The 21784-nt window shown below is 69.2% G+C and carries 23 protein-coding genes; 13 read left to right on the top strand and 10 right to left on the bottom strand.

Annotated features, from left to right (window positions below; genetic code table 11):
* The first annotated feature begins 3 nt into the window (after positions 1–3).
* The 7 genes from glmU to pth all read left to right on the top strand — a co-directional run bounded on the left by glmU (position 4) and on the right by pth (position 5848).
* Complete coding sequence (gene glmU / locus ACN27E_RS23370; protein ID WP_422745115.1) at positions 4–1452, top strand: bifunctional UDP-N-acetylglucosamine diphosphorylase/glucosamine-1-phosphate N-acetyltransferase GlmU; 1449 nt, start codon at positions 4–6, stop codon at positions 1450–1452.
* 108 nt (positions 1453–1560) lie between these two features.
* Positions 1561–2541 (top strand): ribose-phosphate diphosphokinase, encoded by a 981-nt coding sequence (locus ACN27E_RS23365; protein WP_422745113.1) that lies wholly within the window; start codon positions 1561–1563, stop codon positions 2539–2541.
* A gap of 1 nt (position 2542) precedes the next feature.
* Positions 2543–2887, top strand: coding sequence for an arsenate reductase (glutaredoxin) (gene arsC / locus ACN27E_RS23360; protein ID WP_422745111.1), 345 nt, complete (start codon positions 2543–2545; stop codon positions 2885–2887).
* Positions 2884–3540, top strand: coding sequence for an LpqN/LpqT family lipoprotein (locus tag ACN27E_RS23355; protein WP_422745109.1), 657 nt, complete (start codon positions 2884–2886; stop codon positions 3538–3540). The genes arsC and ACN27E_RS23355 overlap by 4 nt, the downstream gene beginning before the upstream one ends.
* Before the next feature lie 27 nt (positions 3541–3567).
* Positions 3568–4437 carry an oxidoreductase gene (locus tag ACN27E_RS23350; protein ID WP_422745107.1) on the top strand — a complete coding sequence of 290 codons (870 nt, stop codon included), beginning with the start codon at positions 3568–3570 and terminating at the stop codon, positions 4435–4437.
* A gap of 148 nt (positions 4438–4585) precedes the next feature.
* A complete protein-coding gene (locus ACN27E_RS23345; RefSeq protein WP_422745105.1) occupies positions 4586–5263 on the top strand; it encodes a 50S ribosomal protein L25/general stress protein Ctc in 678 nt (225 codons plus the stop codon).
* Positions 5264–5269: 6 nt separating this feature from the next.
* The gene (pth, locus tag ACN27E_RS23340; protein ID WP_422745104.1) at positions 5270–5848 is read left to right on the top strand and encodes an aminoacyl-tRNA hydrolase; all 579 of its coding nucleotides are present in this window, start codon (positions 5270–5272) and stop codon (positions 5846–5848) included.
* A 22-nt stretch (positions 5849–5870) separates the two neighbouring features.
* Here the strand turns inward: pth and ACN27E_RS23335 are convergent, their stop codons facing one another.
* Together ACN27E_RS23335 and ACN27E_RS23330 are read right to left on the bottom strand one after the other, a co-directional pair.
* Complete coding sequence (locus tag ACN27E_RS23335; RefSeq protein ID WP_422745102.1) at positions 5871–6179, bottom strand: GlsB/YeaQ/YmgE family stress response membrane protein; 309 nt, start codon at positions 6177–6179, stop codon at positions 5871–5873.
* A gap of 82 nt (positions 6180–6261) precedes the next feature.
* On the bottom strand, positions 6262–7296 hold the full coding sequence (locus tag ACN27E_RS23330) for a 4Fe-4S binding protein (protein WP_422745100.1): 1035 nt from the start codon (positions 7294–7296) through the stop codon (positions 6262–6264).
* A gap of 122 nt (positions 7297–7418) precedes the next feature.
* On the opposite strand from ACN27E_RS23330, the gene ACN27E_RS23325 reads away from it, so the two are divergent.
* Entirely contained in the window at positions 7419–7931 is a 513-nt protein-coding gene (locus ACN27E_RS23325; protein WP_422745099.1) for a DUF6611 family protein, read from the top strand.
* Between the two features lie 6 nt (positions 7932–7937).
* Entirely contained in the window at positions 7938–8111 is a 174-nt protein-coding gene (locus ACN27E_RS23320) for a hypothetical protein (protein WP_422745098.1), read from the top strand.
* Here ACN27E_RS23320 and ACN27E_RS23315 read toward each other — a convergent pair.
* The 7 genes from ACN27E_RS23315 to ACN27E_RS23285 form a co-directional block, all read right to left on the bottom strand.
* Complete coding sequence (locus tag ACN27E_RS23315; protein ID WP_422745096.1) at positions 8087–8935, bottom strand: ABC transporter permease; 849 nt, start codon at positions 8933–8935, stop codon at positions 8087–8089. The genes ACN27E_RS23320 and ACN27E_RS23315 overlap by 25 nt on opposite strands.
* Positions 8932–9885, bottom strand: coding sequence for an ATP-binding cassette domain-containing protein (locus tag ACN27E_RS23310; RefSeq protein ID WP_422745094.1), 954 nt, complete (start codon positions 9883–9885; stop codon positions 8932–8934). The genes ACN27E_RS23315 and ACN27E_RS23310 overlap by 4 nt, the downstream gene beginning before the upstream one ends.
* A gap of 114 nt (positions 9886–9999) precedes the next feature.
* Complete coding sequence (locus ACN27E_RS23305; protein WP_422745093.1) at positions 10000–11634, bottom strand: fatty acyl-AMP ligase; 1635 nt, start codon at positions 11632–11634, stop codon at positions 10000–10002.
* 315 nt (positions 11635–11949) lie between these two features.
* The gene (locus tag ACN27E_RS23300) at positions 11950–12924 is read right to left on the bottom strand and encodes a 4-(cytidine 5'-diphospho)-2-C-methyl-D-erythritol kinase (RefSeq protein ID WP_422745091.1); all 975 of its coding nucleotides are present in this window, start codon (positions 12922–12924) and stop codon (positions 11950–11952) included.
* A 75-nt stretch (positions 12925–12999) separates the two neighbouring features.
* Entirely contained in the window at positions 13000–13884 is an 885-nt protein-coding gene (rsmA, locus tag ACN27E_RS23295) for a 16S rRNA (adenine(1518)-N(6)/adenine(1519)-N(6))-dimethyltransferase RsmA (RefSeq protein WP_422750075.1), read from the bottom strand.
* Positions 13881–15008 carry a transglycosylase family protein gene (locus tag ACN27E_RS23290; RefSeq protein ID WP_422745089.1) on the bottom strand — a complete coding sequence of 376 codons (1128 nt, stop codon included), beginning with the start codon at positions 15006–15008 and terminating at the stop codon, positions 13881–13883. The genes rsmA and ACN27E_RS23290 overlap by 4 nt, the downstream gene beginning before the upstream one ends.
* Before the next feature lie 118 nt (positions 15009–15126).
* Positions 15127–15960, bottom strand: a complete 834-nt coding sequence (locus ACN27E_RS23285; RefSeq protein ID WP_422745087.1) for a TatD family hydrolase — start codon at positions 15958–15960, stop codon at positions 15127–15129.
* Positions 15961–15986: 26 nt separating this feature from the next.
* Here ACN27E_RS23285 and metG point away from each other — a divergent pair, with 26 nt between their 5' ends.
* From metG to ACN27E_RS23265, 4 genes are all read left to right on the top strand, one after another.
* Positions 15987–17549 carry a methionine--tRNA ligase gene (gene metG / locus ACN27E_RS23280; protein ID WP_422745085.1) on the top strand — a complete coding sequence of 521 codons (1563 nt, stop codon included), beginning with the start codon at positions 15987–15989 and terminating at the stop codon, positions 17547–17549.
* An 85-nt stretch (positions 17550–17634) separates the two neighbouring features.
* Positions 17635–18795, top strand: coding sequence for an NAD(P)/FAD-dependent oxidoreductase (locus ACN27E_RS23275; RefSeq protein WP_422745083.1), 1161 nt, complete (start codon positions 17635–17637; stop codon positions 18793–18795).
* Positions 18792–19697 carry an RNA polymerase sigma-70 factor gene (locus ACN27E_RS23270; protein ID WP_422745081.1) on the top strand — a complete coding sequence of 302 codons (906 nt, stop codon included), beginning with the start codon at positions 18792–18794 and terminating at the stop codon, positions 19695–19697. The genes ACN27E_RS23275 and ACN27E_RS23270 overlap by 4 nt, the downstream gene beginning before the upstream one ends.
* Positions 19698–19718: 21 nt before the next feature.
* A complete protein-coding gene (locus tag ACN27E_RS23265) occupies positions 19719–20957 on the top strand; it encodes an aminodeoxychorismate synthase component I (RefSeq protein WP_422745080.1) in 1239 nt (412 codons plus the stop codon).
* Here ACN27E_RS23265 and rsmI read toward each other — a convergent pair.
* Positions 20927–21763: a 16S rRNA (cytidine(1402)-2'-O)-methyltransferase gene (gene rsmI / locus ACN27E_RS23260; protein ID WP_422745078.1), complete on the bottom strand. Its 837-nt coding sequence runs from the start codon at positions 21761–21763 to the stop codon at positions 20927–20929. The genes ACN27E_RS23265 and rsmI overlap by 31 nt on opposite strands.
* Positions 21764–21784 lie beyond the last annotated feature (21 nt).

Genomic DNA, 21784 nt, shown 5'->3' with positions numbered 1-21784 from the left:
GCAATGACCGGACCGAACGAGACCGCCGTGCTCGTCCTCGCCGCAGGCGCAGGCACCCGGATGCGGTCGGACACCCCGAAGGTCCTGCACAGTGTGGCCGGACGCAGCATGCTGGCCCACGCGCTGCACGCGGCCGCCGAGCTCACACCGCACCGGCTGGTCGTCATCGTGGGCACCGCCCGTGAGCGGGTGACCGCGGCGGCCGAAGAGCTGGCCGCCACGCTGGGCCGACCGGTCGAAACGGCGGTGCAGGATCAGCAGCTGGGCACCGGGCATGCCGCGCAGTGCGGACTCGATGCGCTGGGTGACGACTTCGCCGGGACCGTGCTGATCACCGTCGCCGACGTGCCCCTGCTCGACGCCGCAACGCTGCGTGACTTCGTGGCCGCACACGCCGGTGCGGCGGCGACGGTGCTCACCACCACGGTGCCCGACCCCACCGGCTACGGCCGCATCGTGCGCGACGGCGAGCGGGTCACCGCGATCGTCGAGCAGCGCGACGGCACCCCCGAGCAACTGGCGATCACCGAGATCAACGCCGGTGTGTATGCCTTCGACGCAGCGGCGCTGCGCTCGGCACTGAGTCGGCTCGACACGAACAACTCGCAGGGGGAGCTGTATCTCACCGATGCGGTCGCGATCCTCACCGCCGAGGGGCGCACCGTGCAGGGCCACCACCTCGACGACAGCGCGCTGGTCGCCGGGGTGAACGACCGCGTCCAGCTCTCCGCGCTGGGTGCCGAGCTGAACCGGCGCATCGTCGCGCGCCACCAGCGCGCCGGGGTGACGGTGATCGATCCGCTGACCACCTGGATCGACGTCGACGTGACCATCGGCCGCGACACCGTCATCCGTCCCGGCACCCAGCTGCTGGGCACCACCGAGATCGGCGCGGGCGCCGAAGTCGGGCCGGACACCACGCTGCGCGACGTCGAGGTGGGCGATCGCGCCTCGGTGGTGCGCACCCACGCGACGCTCGCGGTGATCGGCGAGGGTGCCACCGTGGGGCCGTTCACCTATCTGCGGCCGGGCACGTATCTGGGCGCCGACGGCAAGCTGGGGGCGTTCGTCGAGACGAAGAACACCACCCTGGGTGCCGGGACGAAGGTGCCGCACCTGACCTACGTCGGGGACGCCGACATCGGCGAGCACAGCAACATCGGCGCGTCCAGCGTCTTCGTCAACTACGACGGGGAGAACAAGAGCCGCACCACCATCGGTTCGCATGTGCGGACCGGGTCGGACACCATGTTCGTCGCGCCGGTCACCGTCGGCGACGGCGCCTACACCGGCGCCGGCACGGTGGTGCGCGACGATGTGCCGCCGGGTGCGCTGGCGGTCTCGGCGGGGCCGCAACGCAACATCGAGGGTTGGGTGCTGCGAAAACGTCCCGGCTCGGCGGCCGCCGAGGCGGCGGCGCGGGCGCTGGCTGACGGAGACGACACCGAATAGTCGCGACCGCGACGATTCGCGTTGGCGATCCGGCTACCCGGCAGTACACCGACAGAAACGCTACGTACCATTAGGCCGACATCGATCCCCGACCGGCAGAGGCGCACAGTGGGCACCGAGTGGACCGACAACCGCAAAAACCTGATGCTCTTCTCGGGCCGGGCGCATCCCGAGCTGGCCGAGCAGGTGGCCAAAGAGCTCGACGTCCCCGTCACCGCGCAGACCGCCCGTGACTTCGCCAACGGGGAGATTTTCGTCCGCTTCGACGAGTCGGTGCGTGGCTGCGACGCGTTCGTGCTGCAGAGCCATCCCGCTCCGCTCAACCAGTGGCTGATGGAACAGCTCATCATGATCGATGCGCTCAAGCGCGGCAGCGCCAAGCGCATCACCGCGATCCTGCCGTTCTATCCGTACGCCCGTCAGGACAAGAAGCATCGCGGCCGCGAGCCCATCTCGGCGCGGCTGGTGGCCGACCTGCTCAAAACCGCCGGCGCCGACCGGATCGTGTCGGTCGACCTGCACACCGACCAGATCCAGGGCTTCTTCGACGGGCCGGTGGACCACATGCGGGCGCAGAAGCTGCTGACCGGCTACATCGCCGAGAACTACACCGACCACGACATGGTGGTGGTCTCCCCCGATTCGGGCCGGGTGCGCGTCGCCGAGAAGTGGGCCGATTCGCTGGGCGGCGTTCCGCTGGCGTTCATTCACAAGACCCGCGACCCGCTGGTGCCCAACCAGGTGAAGTCCAACCGCGTCGTCGGTGACGTGCGCGGCAAGACCTGCATCCTCACCGACGACATGATCGACACCGGCGGCACCATTGCCGGCGCGGTCAAACTGCTCAAGCAGGACGGCGCCGGTGACGTCATCATCGCCGCCACCCACGGTGTGCTGTCGGACCCGGCTCGCGAGCGCCTCGCCGAATGCGGTGCGCGTGAGGTGATCGTCACCAACACGCTGCCCATCGGCGAAGACAAGCAGTTCCCGCAGCTCACCGTTCTCTCGATCGCGCCGCTGGTGGCCAACACCATCCGCGCCGTGTTCGACAACGGTTCGGTCACCAGCCTCTTCGACGGGTCGGCATAGCTTGAGCGGCGCCACCATCTACCACAACCCTCGCTGCTCGACCTCGCGTAAGACGCTGGAGTTGTTGCGGGACAACGGTATCGAGCCAGAGGTCGTTCAGTATCTGAAGACGCCGCCGTCGCGGGACGAACTGGCGGCGATGATCCGCAACGCCGGTATCGACGTGCGCACCGCGGTCCGGAAGCGCGAATCCCTCTATGGCGAACTCGGTCTGGCCGATGCCTCCGATGACGAACTGCTTGACGCGCTCGCCGAACATCCGATTCTCATCGAGCGGCCGTTCGTGGTCACCGCGAAGGGGACCCGGCTGGCCCGCCCGATCGACACGGTGCGCGAGATCCTGTGACCCCGCGCCGCACCGCGGCCCTGTTCGCGTTCGTGTCCGTCCTCGGCCTGACCGGCTGCGGAGCGCAGACGCCGGACTACCAGTCGGTGTGGAGTACCACCACCTCGAGTCCGCCGACCACGACCGGCACCGAAGAACCCGTGCCGGTCGCGAAATATCTCGAGGACGCCGGTGTCGTCGGCCGTCCCGTCGCACCGGACAAACTGACCGACCTGACGGTCACGGTCCCCACGCCGCCGGGCTGGGCGCCCTACACCAACAACAACTTCGAACCGGGCACCCGGGTCATCGCCAAGGGCGACACCTATCCGATCGCCATGCTGATCGTGTTCGAACTCAACGGTGACTTCGATCCGGCCGAAGCGGTCCGCCACGGCGACGACGACGCCCGGCTGTCGGAGAACTTCAAGGAGCTCAACGCCTCCGACAAGGACTGGCGCGGCTTCCCGTCATCGATGATCGAGGGCAGCTACGACCTCAACGGCGCCCGGATGCAGACCTACAGTCGGATGGTCATCGCCACCGGAGCGCCACCGGCCAACCAGCGCTACCTCGTCCAGTTCACCGTCACCGACTTCGCCGACCAGGCGGAGAAGAACGGCAAGGACATCGAGACCATCATCTCCGGCTTCACCGTCGCCCCCAAGGACTGACGAACACCCCGCACTACAGTGACAGCCATGTCTGACTGGACCGCCGCCGACCTGCCCTCCTTCGCCGGTCGCTCGGTGATCATCACCGGCGCCAACAGCGGCCTCGGGCTGGTCACCGCCCGCGAACTCGCCCGGGTCGGCGCCGAGGTCGTCCTAGCCGTTCGCAACACCGACAAGGGTGACCGAGCGGCGGCCACCATGACCGGCAATGTGACGGTGCGCCGACTCGACTTGCAGGACCTCGGCTCGATCCGGGATTTCGCGGCCGGCACCGACACCGTCGACGTCCTGGTGAACAACGCCGGCATCATGGCCACGCCCTATGCGCGCACCGCCGACGGCTTCGAAAGCCAGATCGGCACCAACCACCTCGGCCACTTCGCGCTGACCAACTTCCTGCTCCCGAAGATCACCGACCGGGTGGTGACGGTGTCATCGTTCATGCACATCTTCGGCCGAATCAGTCTCGACGACCTGAACTGGAAGGCCCGCCCCTACTCGGCCTGGGCGGCGTACGGTCAGTCGAAGCTGGCCAACCTGCTGTTCACCAGCGAGCTCCAGACCCGGCTGTCCCGGGCCGGTTCGCCGCTCCGCGCGCTGGCCGCGCACCCCGGCTATTCGCACACCAACCTGCAAGGTCAGTCGGGGCGGCGGCTCGGGGATGCGGTGATGGCCGTCGGCGGCCGGTTCTTCGCCACCGACGCCGACTTCGGTGCCCGTCAGACGTTGTACGCGGTGGCGGCGGAGCTGCCCGGCGACACCTTCGTCGGCCCGAAGTTCGCGATGCGCGGACCCACCGGGCGGGCCTGGCGCACCCGCCGCGCGCGTGACACCCGGATGGCGACGGCACTGTGGGAACTGTCCGAGCAGCTCACCGACACCAAGTTCGCGCTCTAGCGGATTTCCGCCGGTCGGGTGGGTTGCGGTACTCTCGACGACGCGTCACGGCGAGGGTGGCAACGGCCACCGTTATCGACGGGAACACGCTTCGAACTCTGTTGCGACCCTGCCGTGCTGTGAACTGACCAGCAGACAGGAGCATCCCATGGCGAAGAACGCCCCCAACAAGCTGACCGCCGACGTCCGCACCGAGACGGGTAAAGGCGCGTCGCGCCGCGCCCGCCGCGAGGGCAAGGTTCCCGCGGTCCTCTACGGCCACGGCAGCGACCCCCGCCACCTCGAACTCAACGCCCGCGACTTCGCCGCGGTGCTGCGCAACGCCGGCACCAACGCGGTGCTGACGCTCGACATCGAGGGCTCAGAGCAGCTCGCGCTCACCAAGTCACTCGAGATCCACCCGATCCGTCGCAACATCCAGCACGCCGACCTGCTGGTCGTGCGGCGTGGCGAGAAGGTGACCGTGGAGGTGTCCGTCACCGTCGAGGGCGAGGCCAGCCCGGGCGCCCTCGTCACCCAGGATGCCAACGTTCTGCAGGTCGAGGCCGACGTGCAGTCGATCCCGGAGTCCTTGACGGTCTCCGTCGAAGGCGCCGAGGAGGGCACCCAGATCCTCGCGTCGCAGGTGGAGCTGCCGAGCGGCGTCACGCTCGTCTCCGATCCGGAGACGCTGGTGGTCAACGTCGTGAGCGCGCCGAGCGCCGAGGAGCTCGAGGCCGAGGGTGGCGGCGCGTCGCTCGAGGAGCAGTCGGCCGAGGTGGCCGAGGCCGAGGCCGAGGCCGAGGGCGCCGGCGAGGAAGCCGCCGGCGAGGAAGCCGCCGAGTAAGCCCCCATGGCGGAGCCGCTTCTGGTGGTGGGCCTGGGCAACCCCGGGCCCGCCTACGCCAAGACCCGGCACAACATCGGCTTCGTCGTCGCCGACCTGTTGGCCGGTCGCCTCGGGTCGGGCTTCAGCCTGCACAAGAAGTCCGGTGCCGACATCGCGACCGGCCGGCTGGCCGGACGCGCGGTCGTGGTGGCCAAGCCACGCACGTACATGAACGAATCCGGGCGCCACGTGGGACCGTTGGCGAAGTACTATTCCGTCGCCCCGGCCGACGTCATCGTGCTGCACGACGAACTGGACATCGACTTCGGCCGGATCCGGCTGAAGTTCGGCGGTGGTGTCGCCGGGCACAACGGTCTCAAATCCGTCGCGGCGGCGTTGGGCACCAAGGACTTCCAGCGCGTTCGGATCGGCGTGGGACGGCCGCCCGGCCGCAAGGACGCGGCGACGTTCGTGCTGGAGCCGTTCACCTCGAACGAACGCACCGAGGTGCCGACGATCTGCGAGCAGGCCGCCGATGCGACCGAACTGCTGATCAGCCACGGTTTGGAACCCGCCCAGAACACGGTGCATGCCTGGGGCTGAGGCCCCAGGCATGCACGCCGGCTCAGCGGGTCTTGCGGCCCTGCACCATCCCGAGGATCCAGAGCAGGATCACCGACCCGAGGATGGCGGTGAACAGCGTGAACCACCAGCCGCCGCTGGCAGTGTCGAGGAAGAAGCTGAGCAAGAAGCCGCCGATGAGCGCGCCGACGATGCCGACCACGATGTTCATCAGCAGCCCCGAGCCGCCGCCGCGCATGATCTTGCCGGCGATCCAGCCGGCGAGTGCTCCGATGATGATGTAGCCGATCCAGCCCACGCTGGTCAGGGTGCTGGAGCGGGCGAGGAATTCCGTGGCGGCGATTGCGTTCATGGCTCGGGTGTACCCCGGTTGTCCTGACGTCCACACAAAGATCCGGCGACAATTTGCTGAAGATCCGCTTGCCGGCGCGGGGTCAGGTGGTGGGTCGGGTGACTCCGCTGTCCACGATCTTGACGGGCTTGTGCGGAAATCGGCGTTCGGCGTGCGCCTGGGCGGCCGAACCGGGCAACACGTAGAGCGTCTCGCGTTTGTCCTGGAGCGGTTTGAGCACCCGGTTCATGAACTCCCGGCGGTCGTCGAGATACGGCTCGATGACGTCTTCGCCCGCCGGGCACACCGCCAGGCAGTACGCCGCCTTGTAGTTGGGCTTGAACGACAGGCTCTGCCACATCGAGGCGTTCTCCGAATCGCTGACGCGCGAGCGGAAGTCGGCGGCGTCGGCGCTGTCGGCGATGGTCTGCGCCCAGTCGGTGAACCCGCCCATGAATTCGCGGTAGTTGTGCACCGAGCAGGCGACGAAGTCGAACTCGCCGTCTTTGCCGATGGCGCCCACCGGGCAGGCCGCCACGCACAGCTTGCATTCCAGGCACGGCGAATAGTCCAGCGGCACACCATATTCGCTGACTTCGGCGGCGACCAGCACGGTGGCGAGCAGGATGAAGTTGCCGAACCGCGGATGGATCACGTTGCGATGGATGCCCATCACGCCCATCCCCGCGGCCACCGCGACCGGTTTGTGCGCGACCACCCAGATGCGGCCGGGGAAGCGGTCCATCTCCATCGGGAAGGTGGCCGACGGGTTGAGGGCGCGGTGTCCCGCGTCCTCCAGAGCCCGGGTGATGCGGTGGGCCGCCTCGTTGATGATCTCGCCGCTGCGGTGGAACTCCTGGTTGGCGACGCTGCGGGCGGTGGAGCGCACGTTGTCGCGGTTCATCCGGACCACCAGCGATACGAAGCTCTTGGCGCCGGGCAGCGCGGCCTCGGCGTGTTCCCGCTCGGCGGCCAGTGCCGGATCGTCGACCTTGGCGAACGCGACGTCGTCGGCGCCCGCAGCCAGGCACAGCTCGCGCAGCCATGCGGCGTCGATGACGCCCGTTGTCACCCTGGGCCTGGACCGCACCTTGCGGACGGTGGGGTGGTCCTCCAGGCGCGGCGCGATGCGGCTCATAGGCTGAGTATAGCCATAGATACCCAGCACTCCGCACGGAAGCCGTCAACATCGGCGGTCCGGGCGTCAAGAAAGCGTAGGGAGGCCGGCCGGGCGTCCCCTTCGCCGGTAGACATCGATCCATGAGGTTGCTCGATGGCTCCTGCGAGTGGGGCGGTTTGGACATCCGCACTGATCGCGCCGGGTTCACCCGATACCGCCTGGTCGTCTATCCGCCGGGAATCGGTGCGTCGGAGCGGCGCTGGCTGCGTGTCTACCGCGGGTGGCCGGTGTGGGGATCGGCGCTGTGGGCGGTGACGGCGATCGCCGCGCACACCGCGCTGGGTGTTCCGCAGGCCCTCGGGGTCGCGACCGCGGTGGCGCTGGCCGGCCGAGTCGTGAGCGCCTACGGCGCGGGCGGTCACCGGCACGCCGTACGGGTGTGGTCTGCCGTGCTCCTCGCCGGCGTCCCCGAGGAGTCGGCGATCGGCGCCCGCGACCGCATCAAACGCTTGGCCCTGCCGTTGTGTCACGCCGACGAAGCGGCCGCAGCAGGCACGATCACCCCTGCGCAACACGAATGGATCTGGTGGCAGGTCTACGACGCCATGTCTCCTCGTCCGGCGTCGTTCGCCGCCGGCCGCGCCGCCGAGTGAACGGTGATGACCGATATGCTGCCCATGATCCAGACCATCGCCCTGCTGGCCGCTCCGGCGAGCATCCTGTACGGAATCGGATGCCTCAACCGGCGGGATGAGCGCGCAGCCCACGACTCCCCGGCTGCGCCCACGTCTCAGTCGCCGATGAAGACTCAGCCTCCGGTGCGCCGGGCGTAGGCCCGCAGCGCGAACGGCCCGAAAATTGCCGTCAGCGCCAGTGACCACAGAATCGTCGCCAGCACCGGATGATGCAGCGGCAGTTGCGCACCGGCCGGCGCCGGACCGCCGTTGCCCCACAGTTCGCGCATCGCCTGCGCCAGTGAGGACACCGGATTCCACTCGGCGATCACCCGCAGCCAGTGCGGCATCGGCTCGGTCGGCACGAACGTGTTCGCCAGGAACGTCACCGGGAACAGCACCGTGAACATCGTCCCGTTCACCGCCTCGACGGTGCGCATCAGCGAGCCCACCAGGATGCCGAACCAGATCATCCCGAAGCCGAACACCAGGATCAGCGCGAACGCCAGCACCGCTTCGGCGACGCTGCCGCGGATCCGCCAACCGATCGCCAGCCCGGTCAGCGCCATCACCACCACCCCCAGCGACGAGTGGATGAGGCTGGCGATGCTGCGGCCGATCAGCACCGACGACCGCGAGATGGGCAGCGACCGGAAGCGATCGATGATTCCCTTCTCCACATCGGCGGTGATGCCCGCCGCCACGACGAAGGCCGAGAACACGATGGTCTGCGCCTGGATGCCGGGAAGCAGGAATTCCCGGTAGGACGCGCCACCGGTGTTGGTGATCGAGGCGCCGAACACGAACGCGAACAGCAGGACGAACATGATGGGCTGCGCGGTGACGTCGCTCAGCATCTCCGGCATGCGTTTGGTGTGGATCATGTTGCGCTTGACCATGATCCACGACTGCTGCGCCAGATTCGTGCGATGTGTCAGATCGCGGTGGACGCGATCGCCGGCCCGGTCCGCGATCGCGGTCATGCGCTCGCCTCCTCGTCCTCGGTACGGTGCCCGGTCAGGGAGAGGAACACATCGTCCAGGCTGGGCCGGGACAGGCCGATGTCGTCGACGTCGATGCCGCTCTCCCGCAACCAGCCGGCCACCCGGATCATGTCGGACAAGCCCTCTGCGGCTGCGGTCACCTGCCGCGCACCGGCGTCGACGAATACCTCCGCGCCGGTGCGGGCGAGCAGCCCCTGCGCGGTGGGCAGATCGTCGGCGTGCGCGACCGTCACCACCAGGCTGGCATTGCCCGCCTGCCGTTTGAGCTCCAGTGGCGCGCCCTCGGCGATGATGCGACCCTTGTCGATCACCACGATGTTGTCGGCCAGCTGATCGGCCTCCTCGAGGTACTGCGTGGTGAGTAGCAGCGTCGTGCCCTGTTTCACCAGATCGCGCAGCACCTCCCACAGCTCGCTGCGGCTACGCGGGTCCAGCCCGGTGGTGGGCTCGTCGAGGAAGAGCACCGGAGGCGAGGCCAGCAGGCTGACCGCCAGATCGAGCCGGCGCCGCATGCCGCCGGAGTACGACTTGACCACCCGGTCGGCGGCGTCCTCGAGGGAGAACCGGCCGAGCAGCTCGGCGCCCAGCCGGTCGAGCGCCTTGCGCCGGATGCCGTACAGACCGCCGATCATGCGGATGTTCTCGCGACCGGTGAGCAGTTCGTCGACCGTGGCGACCTGGCCGGTGAGCCCCATATGCCTGCGCACCTGATCGGGCTCACGCAGCACGTCGAACCCCGCAACCCGGGCGGTTCCGCTGGTGGGAACGCTCAGCGTGGTCATCATCCGCACCGTGGTGGTCTTACCCGCGCCGTTGGGCCCGAGCAGCCCGAGGACCGTCCCCTGCGGCACCGAGAAGCTGACCCCGCCGACGGCGGTGTGCTCACCGAAGCGCTTCACCAGATCGATCGCTTCGATGGCCGGTGTCATGCCACCAACGTATCGCCGGTCGCAAATGACTTTCCCGGCGAACGTGCGCAAACTGCCACCACTTCGCGGTGTGTCGCGCGCAGACACGCGCGCTCGCGGAAAAGGGACAGGGGGCTAGGTGACCAGCGAGACCGAATTCGCGCGGCGCAGCTTGCCCGACGAGGTCTTCGGGATGCTGCCGGGTCCGAGCACGACGACGTTGCGCGGCCGGACGTCGACCTCGGAGACCACCTCGTGGGCCACCTGGTGCTCGATGCGCCGCACCTCGGCGGGATCCTGCCAGTTGTTGGACTCGACGGCGACGGCGAACGTCTCGCGGGAATGGCCGGCATCCAGACGCACCGCCACCGCGCACCCGGGCCGCACGCCCTCGACGCGCTGAGCGGCCCGCTCGATGTCGGTCGGGTAGATGTTGCGTCCGGCCATGATGATGACGTCCTTGACGCGGCCGCACACCACCACGTGGCCGTCCTCGGTGGTGTAGCCGAGGTCGCCGGTGTCGTACCAGCCGTGCTCGTCCTGCGCGGGGACGAAGCCACCCATCGTCATGTATCCCGGCGTCACACACTCGCCGCGCAGCTCGATCACGCCGACGCCGCGGGCCGGCATCACGCTGCCCTGGTCGTCGATGACGCGAGCCTCCAGATCGGTCAGCAGCGGGCCGAGCTGGGCGAGGCGCTTGGTGTGGCCCTTGGTGGCGGGCACGGCCCGGCGCAGCGCGGCCAGCAGGTCGGCGTCGACCTCGTCGACGACGAGGCCGGCACCGCACGGGGAGAACGACACGGCCAGCGTCGTCTCGGCCATGCCGTAGGCCGGCAGGATGGCGTGCGGATCCAGACCGAACGGCTTACCGGCGTCCAGCAGGTCCTCGACATCGGCAGGTTCGACCGGTTCGGCGCCCGACAGGGCGAACCGCAGGGTGGACAGGTCGAAATCACCCGGGGTGGCGTTACGGCGCAGCCGCTTGGCCAGCAACGCGTAGGCGAAGTTGGGCGCCGCGGTCATGGTGCCCTTGTACTTGTCGATCAGCTTGGCCCACAGCAGGGTGTCGCGCAGGAAGTCCAGCGGCGTGACCTTGACCAGCTCGGCACCGAAGTACATGGGGATGGTCAGGAACCCGACCATGCCCATGTCGTGGAAGCAGGGCAACCAGCTGACCATGACGTCCTTGTCGACGTCGTATTCGGCGCCGATGAACATCGCCTCGGCATTGGAGTAGATGTTGCGGTGGGTGATCTGCACGGCCTTCGGAGACCCGGTCGATCCACTCGTCAGCTGCATGAGCGCCAGATCGTCCTCGCCGACCTCCACCGGATCGATCGGGTCGGCGGTGAGCATCTCGTCCACGGTCAGCACCGTGATGCCCTTCTCCTGTAGCACCGGGATGGCGGCGGTGAACGGTTCGCCGACGACGACCGCCTTGGCTTCGATCATCCCGATCACGTTCAGGGTGTCCTCGGCCCACGTCACGAGGTCGGTGCGGGGGGTGGGCTGGTGCAACATCGTCAGGCTGGCGCCCCGCATCCACAGTCCCTGTGCGGTCGGCGCGATCTCGACGGGCAGGCCCTCGAGCACACCCACGGCATCGCCCAGTCCGATTCCCGCGGCGGCCAGCCCGCCGGCGATCCGGCGGGCCCGCTCGTGCACCTCACCCCAGGTGTGCCGGACGGGCTCATACGGTTCACCGGTCACCATGCCGGTCTTGACCGTGCGCGCGTTGCGGTACATCTTCTCGGTGAACCTGCTCACGAGGACCTCCTGAATACCGGCGCCAGTGCCCGGTTTCTCATGCTCCGCCGCTCGGTCGACGCCGCCCAGTAGGCGCGCTCATACGATTGGGGAGCAGTTCGGTTTCGAATCGGTGATGGGGATACCGAGGCGGCAGGCCGGACGACGCGAAAGCCGCGTCCCCGCGCGACGGGGACGCCCGCGGGAAGCGGACGCATGTCCCACCGGGCGCCACATGACTGACCGCTGACATTCACCGTCGCTCATCTTAAGAAAACTCTTAAGTAGGTGACAAACTTTGGCGGTAATTGAGTCCTGGGTCACATTCGGTGATCCTCAGATCGACGTGGACGGTGCCGGCACCACCCGGGCGCCCTGCACCGGCCCGCTGGCCACCCGGACGGTGCGGCACACACCGGCCCCCGCGAGTTGGGCGCCGATGTCGATCGCCGCCGGCGACGAGCGGCAGAGGAACGCACACGTGGGGCCCGATCCCGAAACCACGGCCGCCAGCGCTCCGGCATCCAGCCCGGCGCGCAGCGTCCGGCGCAGATCCGGGTAGAGGCTCAGCGCCGCCGCCTGCAGATCATTGCCCAGAAGCGGTGCCAGTGCCCGCGGATCGCCGGAGGCCAGCGCGGCCAGCATCGGCTCGGGTGCGCCCACCTCGGGCGGTCGGCCCCGGGTGGGGTCAGCCCCGGCGCGCAGCCGGTCGAGTTCGGCGAAGACCTTCGGTGTCGACAAACCCTCACGGGCGAACGCCAGCACCCAGTGGAACGTGCTGCGGGCTAGGACGGTCGCCAGCTCCTCACCGCGACCGGTGCCCAGCGCGGTGCCGCCGTGCAGGGCGAAGGGGACGTCGCTGCCCAGCTCGGCCGCCATCGCATGCAGATCGCGGCGTGGCACCCCGAGTTCCCACAGGTGGTTCATCGCCACCAGAACCCCCGCGGCATCCGCGCTGCCGCCGGCCATCCCGCCCGCCACCGGAATCGTCTTCTCGATGGAGATCGCGACGTCCGGGGTGCGTCCGACGTGGTCGGCCATCAGCTCGGCGGCCTGCCAGGCGAGGTTGCGATGATCGGCGGGAAGCGATTCGACACCTTCGCCGGTCAGCTGCAGGGACATCACGTCGGCGTTGGTGACGGTGATCTCGTCGAGCAGTGACACGGCATGGAACACGGTGGTCAGATCGTGATAGCCGTCCTCGCGCAGCTCACCCACGCCGAGGAACAGATTCACCTTGCCCGGCACCCGCACCGTCACCGAACCGGTGGGAACCCACTCGGAGGCGGTATTGCCGTCACGCACGCCCACGAGGCTAACCCCGGTGCGGCAGACCGCAAATCCGCCGGCTCTACGGCGCGCCGCCGGAAGCCGAACCCGTTGGTGTCAGCGGACCCGGACGTGCTCTTCGGAATCGTCGGAGCGCTGCAGCAGGCGCACGAAGTCCGCGATGCTCAGCGTCTCGCCCCGGCGGGCCGGATCGATGCTCGCCGCCAGCAGGCGCCTGGCCGACTCGTTGCCCGACCCCGCCCATTCGGCGAACGCGTTGCGCGAGGTCTTGCGGCGCTGCGCGAACGCGATGTCGATGAGGTCGAAGACCTTGGCTCGGAAGTCCGCATCCGTCGGCCACGGCGTCGTCTCGTAGCGATCGAGCCGGACCAGCCCGGAGTACACCCGCGGGATCGGCCAGAACACGGTCGGCGAAACCATGCCGTAGCGGCGCACGCTGCCGTAGAAGCGCACCTTGGCGCTGGGAACGCCGTATTCCTTGCCGCCGGGCTCGGCGGCCAGCCGCTCGGCCACCTCGGCCTGCACCATGACCATCACCGAGCGGATCGTCGGGAACTCCGCCAGCAGATGCAGCAGGGCGGGCACCGCCACGTTGTACGGCAGGTTCGCGACCAGCGCGGTGGGTTGCTCGTCCAGATCCGCCGGCATCAGCGTCAGGATGTCCTGGTTGAGCACCGTGAGGCGGTTGATCTCGCTGTGCGAATGATCGGCGACCGTGGTGGGCAGCTGTTGCGCGAGCACCGGGTCGATCTCCACCGCGGTGACGTGCGCCCCGCGGTCGAGGAGCGCCAGCGTCAGCGACCCGAGGCCCGGTCCGACCTCCAGCACATGGTCATGCCGGTTGACCCCGGACGCCGAGACGATCCGGCGAACGGTGTTCGCATCGTGCACGAAGTTCTGCCCGAAGGCCTTGCGCGGACGAAAGTCGATGTCTTTCGCCAGACGCCGTATCTCGGTCCGCCCGAGTAGCCGAATCGTCAGGACGCCCCCACTCTTCCACTGCACGTGGGCCAGGCACCCCAACCTTGCCGCGCCCGCGTGACTTCAGCAATCGCGATCTGCTCTTCTCGTGTAGCCAGATCCGCCCTCGCAGCATACCTCAGACCGCCCTGTCGCTCCCAGGTGTTCTGGTCAAATTGGACGCCACCGAAATATCCGTTGCCGGTGTTGATGGCCCAGTTCCCACCCGCTTCGCACTGCGCCAGCGCATCCCAGGTCCCGCCGTTGGTGATCGGAGGCACCTCGGTACCGGGTTTTGCGCCCACCCGCACGACGCCGTCGCGCGCCGGGGTGACCACCACGTTGGCAACCGGCAACCGGCCGGTTTCCACGCCGTTGACGATTGCGACGGCAAAGGTGACGTCCTGGGTTCCGGGAGCGCCGGGGTCTTCGACGACCTGACGGCTCATGTTCATCGTGACGTCGTCGATGCGACGGTTGGCCGGCAGCAGCGGCAGGCGTTCGGTGCGCTTGTCGATGCGGATGCGCGTGACCTCGATGCGCATTCCGTCGACCACCGGGGACGCGGCGTCAGGCACCACGCGGTCGCGCTGCTGCAACGGCGCACCCGCGGCGTCGAGCAGTCCTGCAACGTTCGGGGCGGCCAGGCGGACGGTGCGCACTGCGCCGCCGTCGTCGATCTGCACGGTCTTGGGGCTGACCACCGGCAGTGCCATGCCCCCCAGCGGGACCCGGGTCCCGCGCGAGGCGGCGGTCGGCGCCTTGTCGGTCATCTGCAGCTGGGCCAACGCCTCGTCCACCGTGGACGCGGTGGTCCACACCTGCTCGGTGTGCGAACCGTCGGTCGAGATCTCCAGCGGTCGGCTCCGGCGCAGGGTGATGGTGTCGGACTGATGCACCTCGGTATCCCCGGCGGGGAACAGGTCGTCGCGCTCGTCGACCTCGAAGCCGTTCTCCTTGACGACGTCGATCACCCGCGACTTCATCGTGCTGACCGTCATCGGGGCGCCGTCGACGTTCAGGGTGACCGTCTTGTGCGTCGCGACGGCGAACCCGCCGGCGATGACGAGGGAGAGCAGCAGAGCACCCACCAGGAGGCGCAGGATCGGCGATCGGTCTTCGTGCAGTCGGTTCAGAGCAGTCAAGATGCGGCGTGTCTCTCGAGTTTCGGTGCAACTTCTCGGTGCAAAGTCGTCACGGCCTACGGCGGCCGAGCAACATTTGATCACAAAACGGTAACGTAAGCCCGCTTACGAGACCAATTCAGTGCAGTCCGTACACGCGGACCGCGGTTTCGGTCGTCTGAGCGGCGAGCTCCGGCGCAGAACGCCCGACGACGTCGGCGAGCGCGCGCACCGTGTACGGCAGACAGTACGGCTCGTTCGGCGCTCCGCGAAATGGATGCGGAGTCAGGAAGGGGGCGTCGGTCTCGACCAGGAGCTGTCCCGCCGGGACCAGTGCGGCCGCCTCCCGCAGGGCGTGCGCGTTCTTGAAACTCACCGTGCCCGACAGGCTCAGCACCCAGCCGGCGTCCACACACCTGCGCGCCATCTGCGCGTCCGAGGAGAAGCAGTGGAAGATCACCGTCTCCGGCGCGCCCTCGGCAGCCAGCACGTCGAGGACCGCCGCATCGGCGTCCCGGTTGTGGATCATCAGGGGCTTACCGGTGCGTTTGGCCAGGTCGATGTGCCAGGCGAACGCATCACGCTGCTCGGCCGGTTCGGCGCATCCGTCGAGCCGGCCCGGCCAGTACAGGTCCATCCCGGTCTCCCCGATCGCCACCACGCGCGGGTGACCGGCCAGGCGTTCGAGTTCGCTCCTGGCCTCCTCGGTCAGGGCGCCGGCCCGGGTCGGGTGCAGCGCCACTGCCGCGTACACCCGCGGATCCCACTCGGCCGCCTCGACGACCCAGCGGGCGGAATCCAGATCGTCGGCGATGGTGACGACGGTGCCCACACCGACGGCGGCGGCACGGTCGACGATGGCGCGAACGTCCTCGCCGGTGCGTGCGCCGCACGCGTCCAGATGGGTGTGGGCGTCGACGAGAGGGGTCAGCGGCTCGGGCGCGGGTGGGGCCGGACGGTTCGAGCGACTCACCTCAACACCATAGAGTTGGGCCTGAAATGAGCAAGCCAGGCAGCGATCCGACGTACTACATCACCACCGCCATCGACTATCCCAATGGCGCACCCCACATCGGGCACGCCTACGAGAAGGTCGCGGCGGACGCGATCGCCCGGTTCAAGAGGCTCGACGGCTACGACGTCCGCTTCCTGACCGGTACCGACGTGCACGGGCTGAAGATGGCGCAGACCGCGGAGCGGGAGGGCATCCCCACTGCCGAACTGGCGCTGCGCAACTCCGACACCTTCGAGGCGATGCAGCGTCGGCTCGGCAGTTCCTTCGACCGGTTCATCCGCACCTCGGACGCCGACCACGTCGACGCGTCGGCCGAGATCTGGAAGCGGATGGACGCGAACGGCGACATCTACCTCGACTCGTACTCGGGGTGGTACTCGGTGCGCGACGAACGCTTCTACAGCGACGACGAGATCGAGACCCGCGACGACGGCCAGAAATTCTCCATCGAAACCGGCACCCCGCTGACCTGGACCGAGGAGCAGACCTACTTCTTCCGGCTGTCGGCCTACACCGACCGCCTGCTGGCCCACTATCAGGCGCATCCGGAGTTCATCGGCCCCGATGTGCGGCGCAACGAGGTGGTCAGCTTCGTCTCCGGCGGCCTGCGCGATCTGTCCATCTCGCGCACGACGTTCGACTGGGGCGTGCCCGTGCCGGGGCACCCCGACCACGTCATGTACGTCTGGGTGGACGCCCTGACGAACTACCTGACCGGGGCGGGCTTCCCCGACGAGGCCGCACCGGACTTCCAGCGGTACTGGCCGGCCGATCTGCACGTCATCGGTAAGGACATCATCCGGTTCCACACGGTGTACTGGCCGGCGTTCCTGATGTCGGCCGGAATCGAACTGCCCAAGCGGGTGTTCGCCCACGGGTTCATCAACGTCCGCGGCGAGAAGATGAGCAAATCGGTGGGCAACGTCGTCGACCCGATCGCGCTCGTCGACGAGTTCGGCGTCGACGCGGTGCGCTACTTCCTGCTGCGCGAGGTGCCGTTCGGCCAGGACGGCAGCTACAGCGAGGACGCGATTATCGGCCGTATCAACGCCGATCTGGCCAACGAGTTGGGCAACCTCGCGCAGCGGTCGCTGTCGATGGTGGCCAAGAACCTCGAGGCCACCGTGCCCTCCCCCGGGGAGTTCACCGCCGAGGACACCGCCCTGCTCGGCGCCGCCGACGCGCTGATGGACCGCGTCCGCGACTGCTACGACCAGCAGGCGATGCATCTGGCGCTGGAGGCGATCTGGTCGGTCCTCGGCGCCGCGAACCGGTACTTCTCGGCCCAGGAACCGTGGGTGCTGCGCAAATCGGAGACCGCCGAAGGGCAGGACCGGTTCCGCACCGTGCTGTACACGACGTTGGAGACGGTGCGGATCGCGACCCTGCTGAGCCAGCCGGTGATGCCGGACTCGACGGCCACGCTGCTCGACCTGCTCGGTCAGACCGCCGAGCAGCGCACCTTCGCGGCAGTGTCGACTCGGCTGGCGCCGGGAACGCCGTTGCCGCCACCGGTCGGCGTCTTCCCCCGCTATCAGTCGGAGTGATCTGCGCCACACCTGGTGGTACATCTGTCACAAAGCGCGGATGCGCGGTGTCTCGAGAGCACAACCTTCGAGACGGGAGACAGTGATGATCGACAGCACGCATGTGGTGGTCCTCGGTGGCGGCTATGCCGGGGTGATGGCGGCCAACCGGCTCGGCCGTCGCAACGACGTCCGGGTGACGCTGGTCAATCCCCGGCCCGACTTCGTCGAGCGCATCCGGCTGCACCAGCTGGCAGCGGGCAACGACGACGCCACCGAGAGCTTCGGAACGCTGCTGCGCGACGGTGTGCACCTGGTCGTCGACGGCGCCGAGCGGATCGACGCACCGGCCCGGCTGGTTCGGCTGACATCGGGCGCCACGCTGGCTTACGACTATCTGGTCTACGCCGTCGGCAGCACCGGTTCGGTACCCGCGGCGGTGCCCGGCGCGGACGAGTTCGCCTACCCGCTCGGCGAACTCGAGCAGGCCCGGCGGTTGGCGGACCGGCTGGCCGACCTACCGATGTCCGCTCCGGTGACGGTCGTCGGCGGGGGGCTGACCGGCGTCGAGGCGGCCGCCGAATTCGCCGACGCGGGCCGGTCGGTCACCCTCGTCACCGACATCCTCGGCCCGTCGCTGTCGGCGGGCGGACGCCGTTCGGTCGCCAACCGGCTGACCAGGCTGGGTGTCGACGTCGTCGACGGTGTCCGCGTGGCACGGGTGGACGCGGACCGGGTGGTGCTCGGTGACGGACGCGCGGTGCCCAGCGCCGCGACGGTGTGGACCGCCGGATTCGGCGTCCCCGGGCTGGCCGCGGTCAGCGGGCTGAGCACCGACGCCCTCGGCCGGATGATCACCGACGAGACGCTCACCAGCGTCGACGACCCGCACGTCATCGCCGCCGGCGACGCCGCGTCCCCGTCGGCGCTGCCGCTGCGGATGAGCTGCCAGGCGGCGCTGCCGCTCGGTGCGCAGGCCGCGGAGACGGTGCTCGCGCGGCTCGCCGGCGAGAGCCCGGCCCCGATCAATCAGGCCTTCACCGGACAGTGCATCAGCCTGGGCCGCACGGCGGGCACCATCCAGCTCGCCCGTTTCGACGATTCGGTGCTGCCGCTGCACCTCGGCGGCCGGATCGCCGCGACGATCAAGGAGCAGGTCTGCAAGGGCACCCTGTCGTTCCTGCGCAAGGAGGCCGGCAAGCCCGGAAGCTATTTCTGGCTCAAGGGCGGCAAGCGCGCGCAGAAGGTTCCGGTGGCAGCGTCATGAGCGAGGTCGGGACCGACCACGCCGAACGGTTCACCGCGCTGCGACCGCTGTTGTTCACCATCGCTTACGAGATCCTCGGCAGTGCAACCGAATCCGACGATGTGCTGCAGGAGAGCTATCTGCGGTGGGCCGAGGTGGATCTGTCGACGGTGCGCGACACCAAGTCCTATCTCGCCCAGCTGGTCACCCGCCAGTCGCTCAACGCGCTGCGGGCGCAGTCCCGCAGGCGCGAGGAGTACGTCGGGCCGTGGCTGCCCGAGCCGCTGCTGCTCGACTCCGGCGACGGCACCGACGCGTCGACCGATGTGGTGCTCGCCGAATCGGTGTCGATGGCGATGATGGTGGTACTCGAGACGCTGACCCCCGACGAGCGCGCGGTGTTCGTCCTGCGGGAGGTGTTCGGTTTCGACTACGACGAGATCGCCTCGGCGATCGGCACATCGGCGGGGGCGGCGCGGCAGATGGCGCACCGCGCCCGCGGACACGTGCAGGCCAGGCGCAGGCGGTTCGAACCGGTGGATCCGCGCAGCGCCGAGCAGATCACCGGCCGGTTCTTCCTCGCCGCGGCCACCGGGGACATCGACGGCCTGATGGAGATGCTGGCGCCGGATGCGGTGTGGACCGCCGACAGCGACGGCAAGGTCAGCGCCGCGCGCCGGCCGGTGACCGGAGCCGAGCGCGTCGCCCGCCTGCTCGTCGGCCTGGTCCGGAACGCCGGTGAGTCCGGCCGGGTGGAACCCGCCACGTACAACAACGCTCCCGCGCTCAAGCTGTATCTGGGCGATCGCTTCGAAGGCGTCATCACCGTCGAGATCGTCGACGGCCGCATCACGCACTTCTACGCCATGCGCAATCCCGACAAGCTCGGCGGCGTCGACATCCGGCGGGAGATCAGCCGCTGAGCGGTCTGTCAGGCTAGGGGCGTGCGGATCGAGCGGCTCGGTGACCTCGGCGACGGCCCGGCGGTGCTGGCCGCCGTCGGGCACGCCGCGGCGCAGCGGTCGCTGGCACCGCCGGGCGCACTGCTCGGCGAATGGTTCGGTTCGCAGGCCGTCATCGCCCCCACCCTCGACATCGCGGCCGCCGATCCCGAACGGGTCTTCGCGGTCCCGGCCGGCAGCGGCACCGCGGTCGGCGGCGGCTGGTTCGGCTACCTGTCCTATCCCGACGCCGGCGCCGACGGCGCCGGACCCCGCATCCCGGTGGCCGCGGGCGGCTGGACCGACAGCGTGCTGCGGTGCGACCGGCGCGGCCGCTGGTGGTACGAAAGCCTCTCCGGCGCAGAACTTCCGGGGTGGCTTGCCGAGTCGCTCCGGCGCCCCGCCGCGACCGCCGGCCACCACGTCGACTGGACGGCGCCCGACCGTGACGCCCACACCCGCGGCGTCCTGGACTGCCTGGCGGCAATCGCCGCGGGCGAGGTGTACCAGGCCTGTGTGTGCACGCAGTTCACCGGCCGCCTCACCGGCGACAGCCTGGACTTCTTCGTCGACCTCGCCGCCCGCGGCCGGCCCGCCCGCGCCGCCTACCTCGCCGGCCCCTGGGGCGCCGTCGCGTCGCTGTCACCCGAACTGTTCCTGCGGCGCGCCGGCGCCACCGTCACGTCGAGTCCGATCAAGGGCACGCTGCCGGGCTGGGCCGAACCGTCGGCGCTGCTGACGTCGGTCAAGGACGTGGCCGAGAACATCATGATCGTCGACCTGGTCCGCAACGACCTCGGCCGGGTCGCGGTCACCGGATCGGTGACCGTTCCCGAACTGCTCGCGGTCCGGCCCGCACCCGGGGTGTGGCATTTGGTGTCGACGGTGGCTGCGCGCGTGCGGGAAGACATCCCGATGGGTGAACTGCTGGACGCCACGTTCCCACCGGCCTCGGTCACCGGAACACCCAAGACGCGGGCCCGTCAACTGCTCGCCGGCTGGGAACAGCATCGACGTGGAATATACTGCGGAACAATAGGTTTGGCTTCACCAGCGGCGGGCTGCGAGCTGAACGTCGCGATCCGCACCGTCGAATTCGGGCCGGACGGTTCGGCGGTGCTCGGCGTGGGTGGCGGCATCACCGCCGATTCGGATCCGGACCGCGAGTGGGACGAATGTCTGCACAAGGCGGCGCCGATCGTCGGAGCCGTTCAGTCCCGCGCGCGCAGCACCGCCTCGTAGAGATCACGCTTCGACGGGGCACCCGGGGTCTCGGCGACCACGGCCGCGCAGGCGTCCTTGACCCGGGCGCCGGCGGCCACCCGCTCGTTGACATCGTCGATCAAGGTGTCGAGGTCGGCGCGCGGCACCGCTCCGTCGAGCACCACGGTGATCTCGCCCAGTACCCCGTCGGCCGCCCAGTCGGCGAGCTCGCCGAGAGAGCCGCGCCGGACCTCCTCGTGGGTCTTGGTCAGTTCCCGGCACACCACGGCGCGCCGGTCGGCGCCCAGCGTGGCCACCGCGTCGCGCAGCGTCTCGGGCAGGCGGCGCGGGGACTCGAAGAACACGCACGTGCGCCGCTCGGCGGCCAGCTGCTGGAGCCACGCCATCCGGGCGGCCTGCTTGCGCGGCGGGAACCCTTCGAAACAGAAGCGGTCCGACGGCAGGCCCGACACCGCCAGCGCCGTCGTCACCGCCGACGGACCGGGCAGGCAGCTGACCGTCAGCCCCGCTTCCGCACACGCGCTGACCAGCCGATATCCGGGGTCGTTGATCAGCGGCATCCCCGCGTCGCTGACCACCAGCACCGTCGCCCCGGATCTGATGGCCTCGAGCAGCACCGGAACCCGCGACGATTCGTTCTGATCGAACAGGCTCATCACCTTGCCGACCGGCTTGACCTCCAGGGACTGCGCGAGCTGGCGGACCCGGCGGGTGTCCTCGGCGGCGATGATGTCGGCACGGGCCAGCGCAGCCACCAGGCGCGCGGACGCGTCGCCGGGCTGCCCCAGCGGGGTGGCGCCGAGCAGCAGTCGACCGGCACTCATTCCCGACAGCCTACGATCTGG

Origin of the sequence: Mycobacterium sp. WMMD1722 (assembly GCF_049315205.1) — a bacterium.
Classification (GTDB): domain Bacteria; phylum Actinomycetota; class Actinomycetes; order Mycobacteriales; family Mycobacteriaceae; genus Mycobacterium.
The sequence above is the reverse complement of the archived record's forward strand: the minus strand, read 5'-3'. Positions and strand labels throughout refer to the sequence as shown.

Coding starts and splice junctions, on each gene's coding strand:
- ACN27E_RS23320 (WP_422745098.1), top strand. CDS start 7,938: ATGACCGATATGCTGCCCATGATCCAGACCATCGCCCTGCTGGCCGCT.
- glmU (WP_422745115.1), top strand. CDS start 4: ATGACCGGACCGAACGAGACCGCCGTGCTCGTCCTCGCCGCAGGCGCA.
- rsmI (WP_422745078.1), bottom strand. CDS start 21,763: ATGAGTGCCGGTCGACTGCTGCTCGGCGCCACCCCGCTGGGGCAGCCC.
- ACN27E_RS23270 (WP_422745081.1), top strand. CDS start 18,792: ATGAGCGAGGTCGGGACCGACCACGCCGAACGGTTCACCGCGCTGCGA.
- ACN27E_RS23325 (WP_422745099.1), top strand. CDS start 7,419: ATGAGGTTGCTCGATGGCTCCTGCGAGTGGGGCGGTTTGGACATCCGC.
- ACN27E_RS23335 (WP_422745102.1), bottom strand. CDS start 6,179: ATGAACGCAATCGCCGCCACGGAATTCCTCGCCCGCTCCAGCACCCTG.
- ACN27E_RS23315 (WP_422745096.1), bottom strand. CDS start 8,935: ATGACCGCGATCGCGGACCGGGCCGGCGATCGCGTCCACCGCGATCTG.
- ACN27E_RS23345 (WP_422745105.1), top strand. CDS start 4,586: ATGGCGAAGAACGCCCCCAACAAGCTGACCGCCGACGTCCGCACCGAG.
- pth (WP_422745104.1), top strand. CDS start 5,270: ATGGCGGAGCCGCTTCTGGTGGTGGGCCTGGGCAACCCCGGGCCCGCC.
- ACN27E_RS23310 (WP_422745094.1), bottom strand. CDS start 9,885: ATGACACCGGCCATCGAAGCGATCGATCTGGTGAAGCGCTTCGGTGAG.
- ACN27E_RS23275 (WP_422745083.1), top strand. CDS start 17,635: ATGATCGACAGCACGCATGTGGTGGTCCTCGGTGGCGGCTATGCCGGG.
- ACN27E_RS23350 (WP_422745107.1), top strand. CDS start 3,568: ATGTCTGACTGGACCGCCGCCGACCTGCCCTCCTTCGCCGGTCGCTCG.
- metG (WP_422745085.1), top strand. CDS start 15,987: ATGAGCAAGCCAGGCAGCGATCCGACGTACTACATCACCACCGCCATC.
- ACN27E_RS23330 (WP_422745100.1), bottom strand. CDS start 7,296: ATGAGCCGCATCGCGCCGCGCCTGGAGGACCACCCCACCGTCCGCAAG.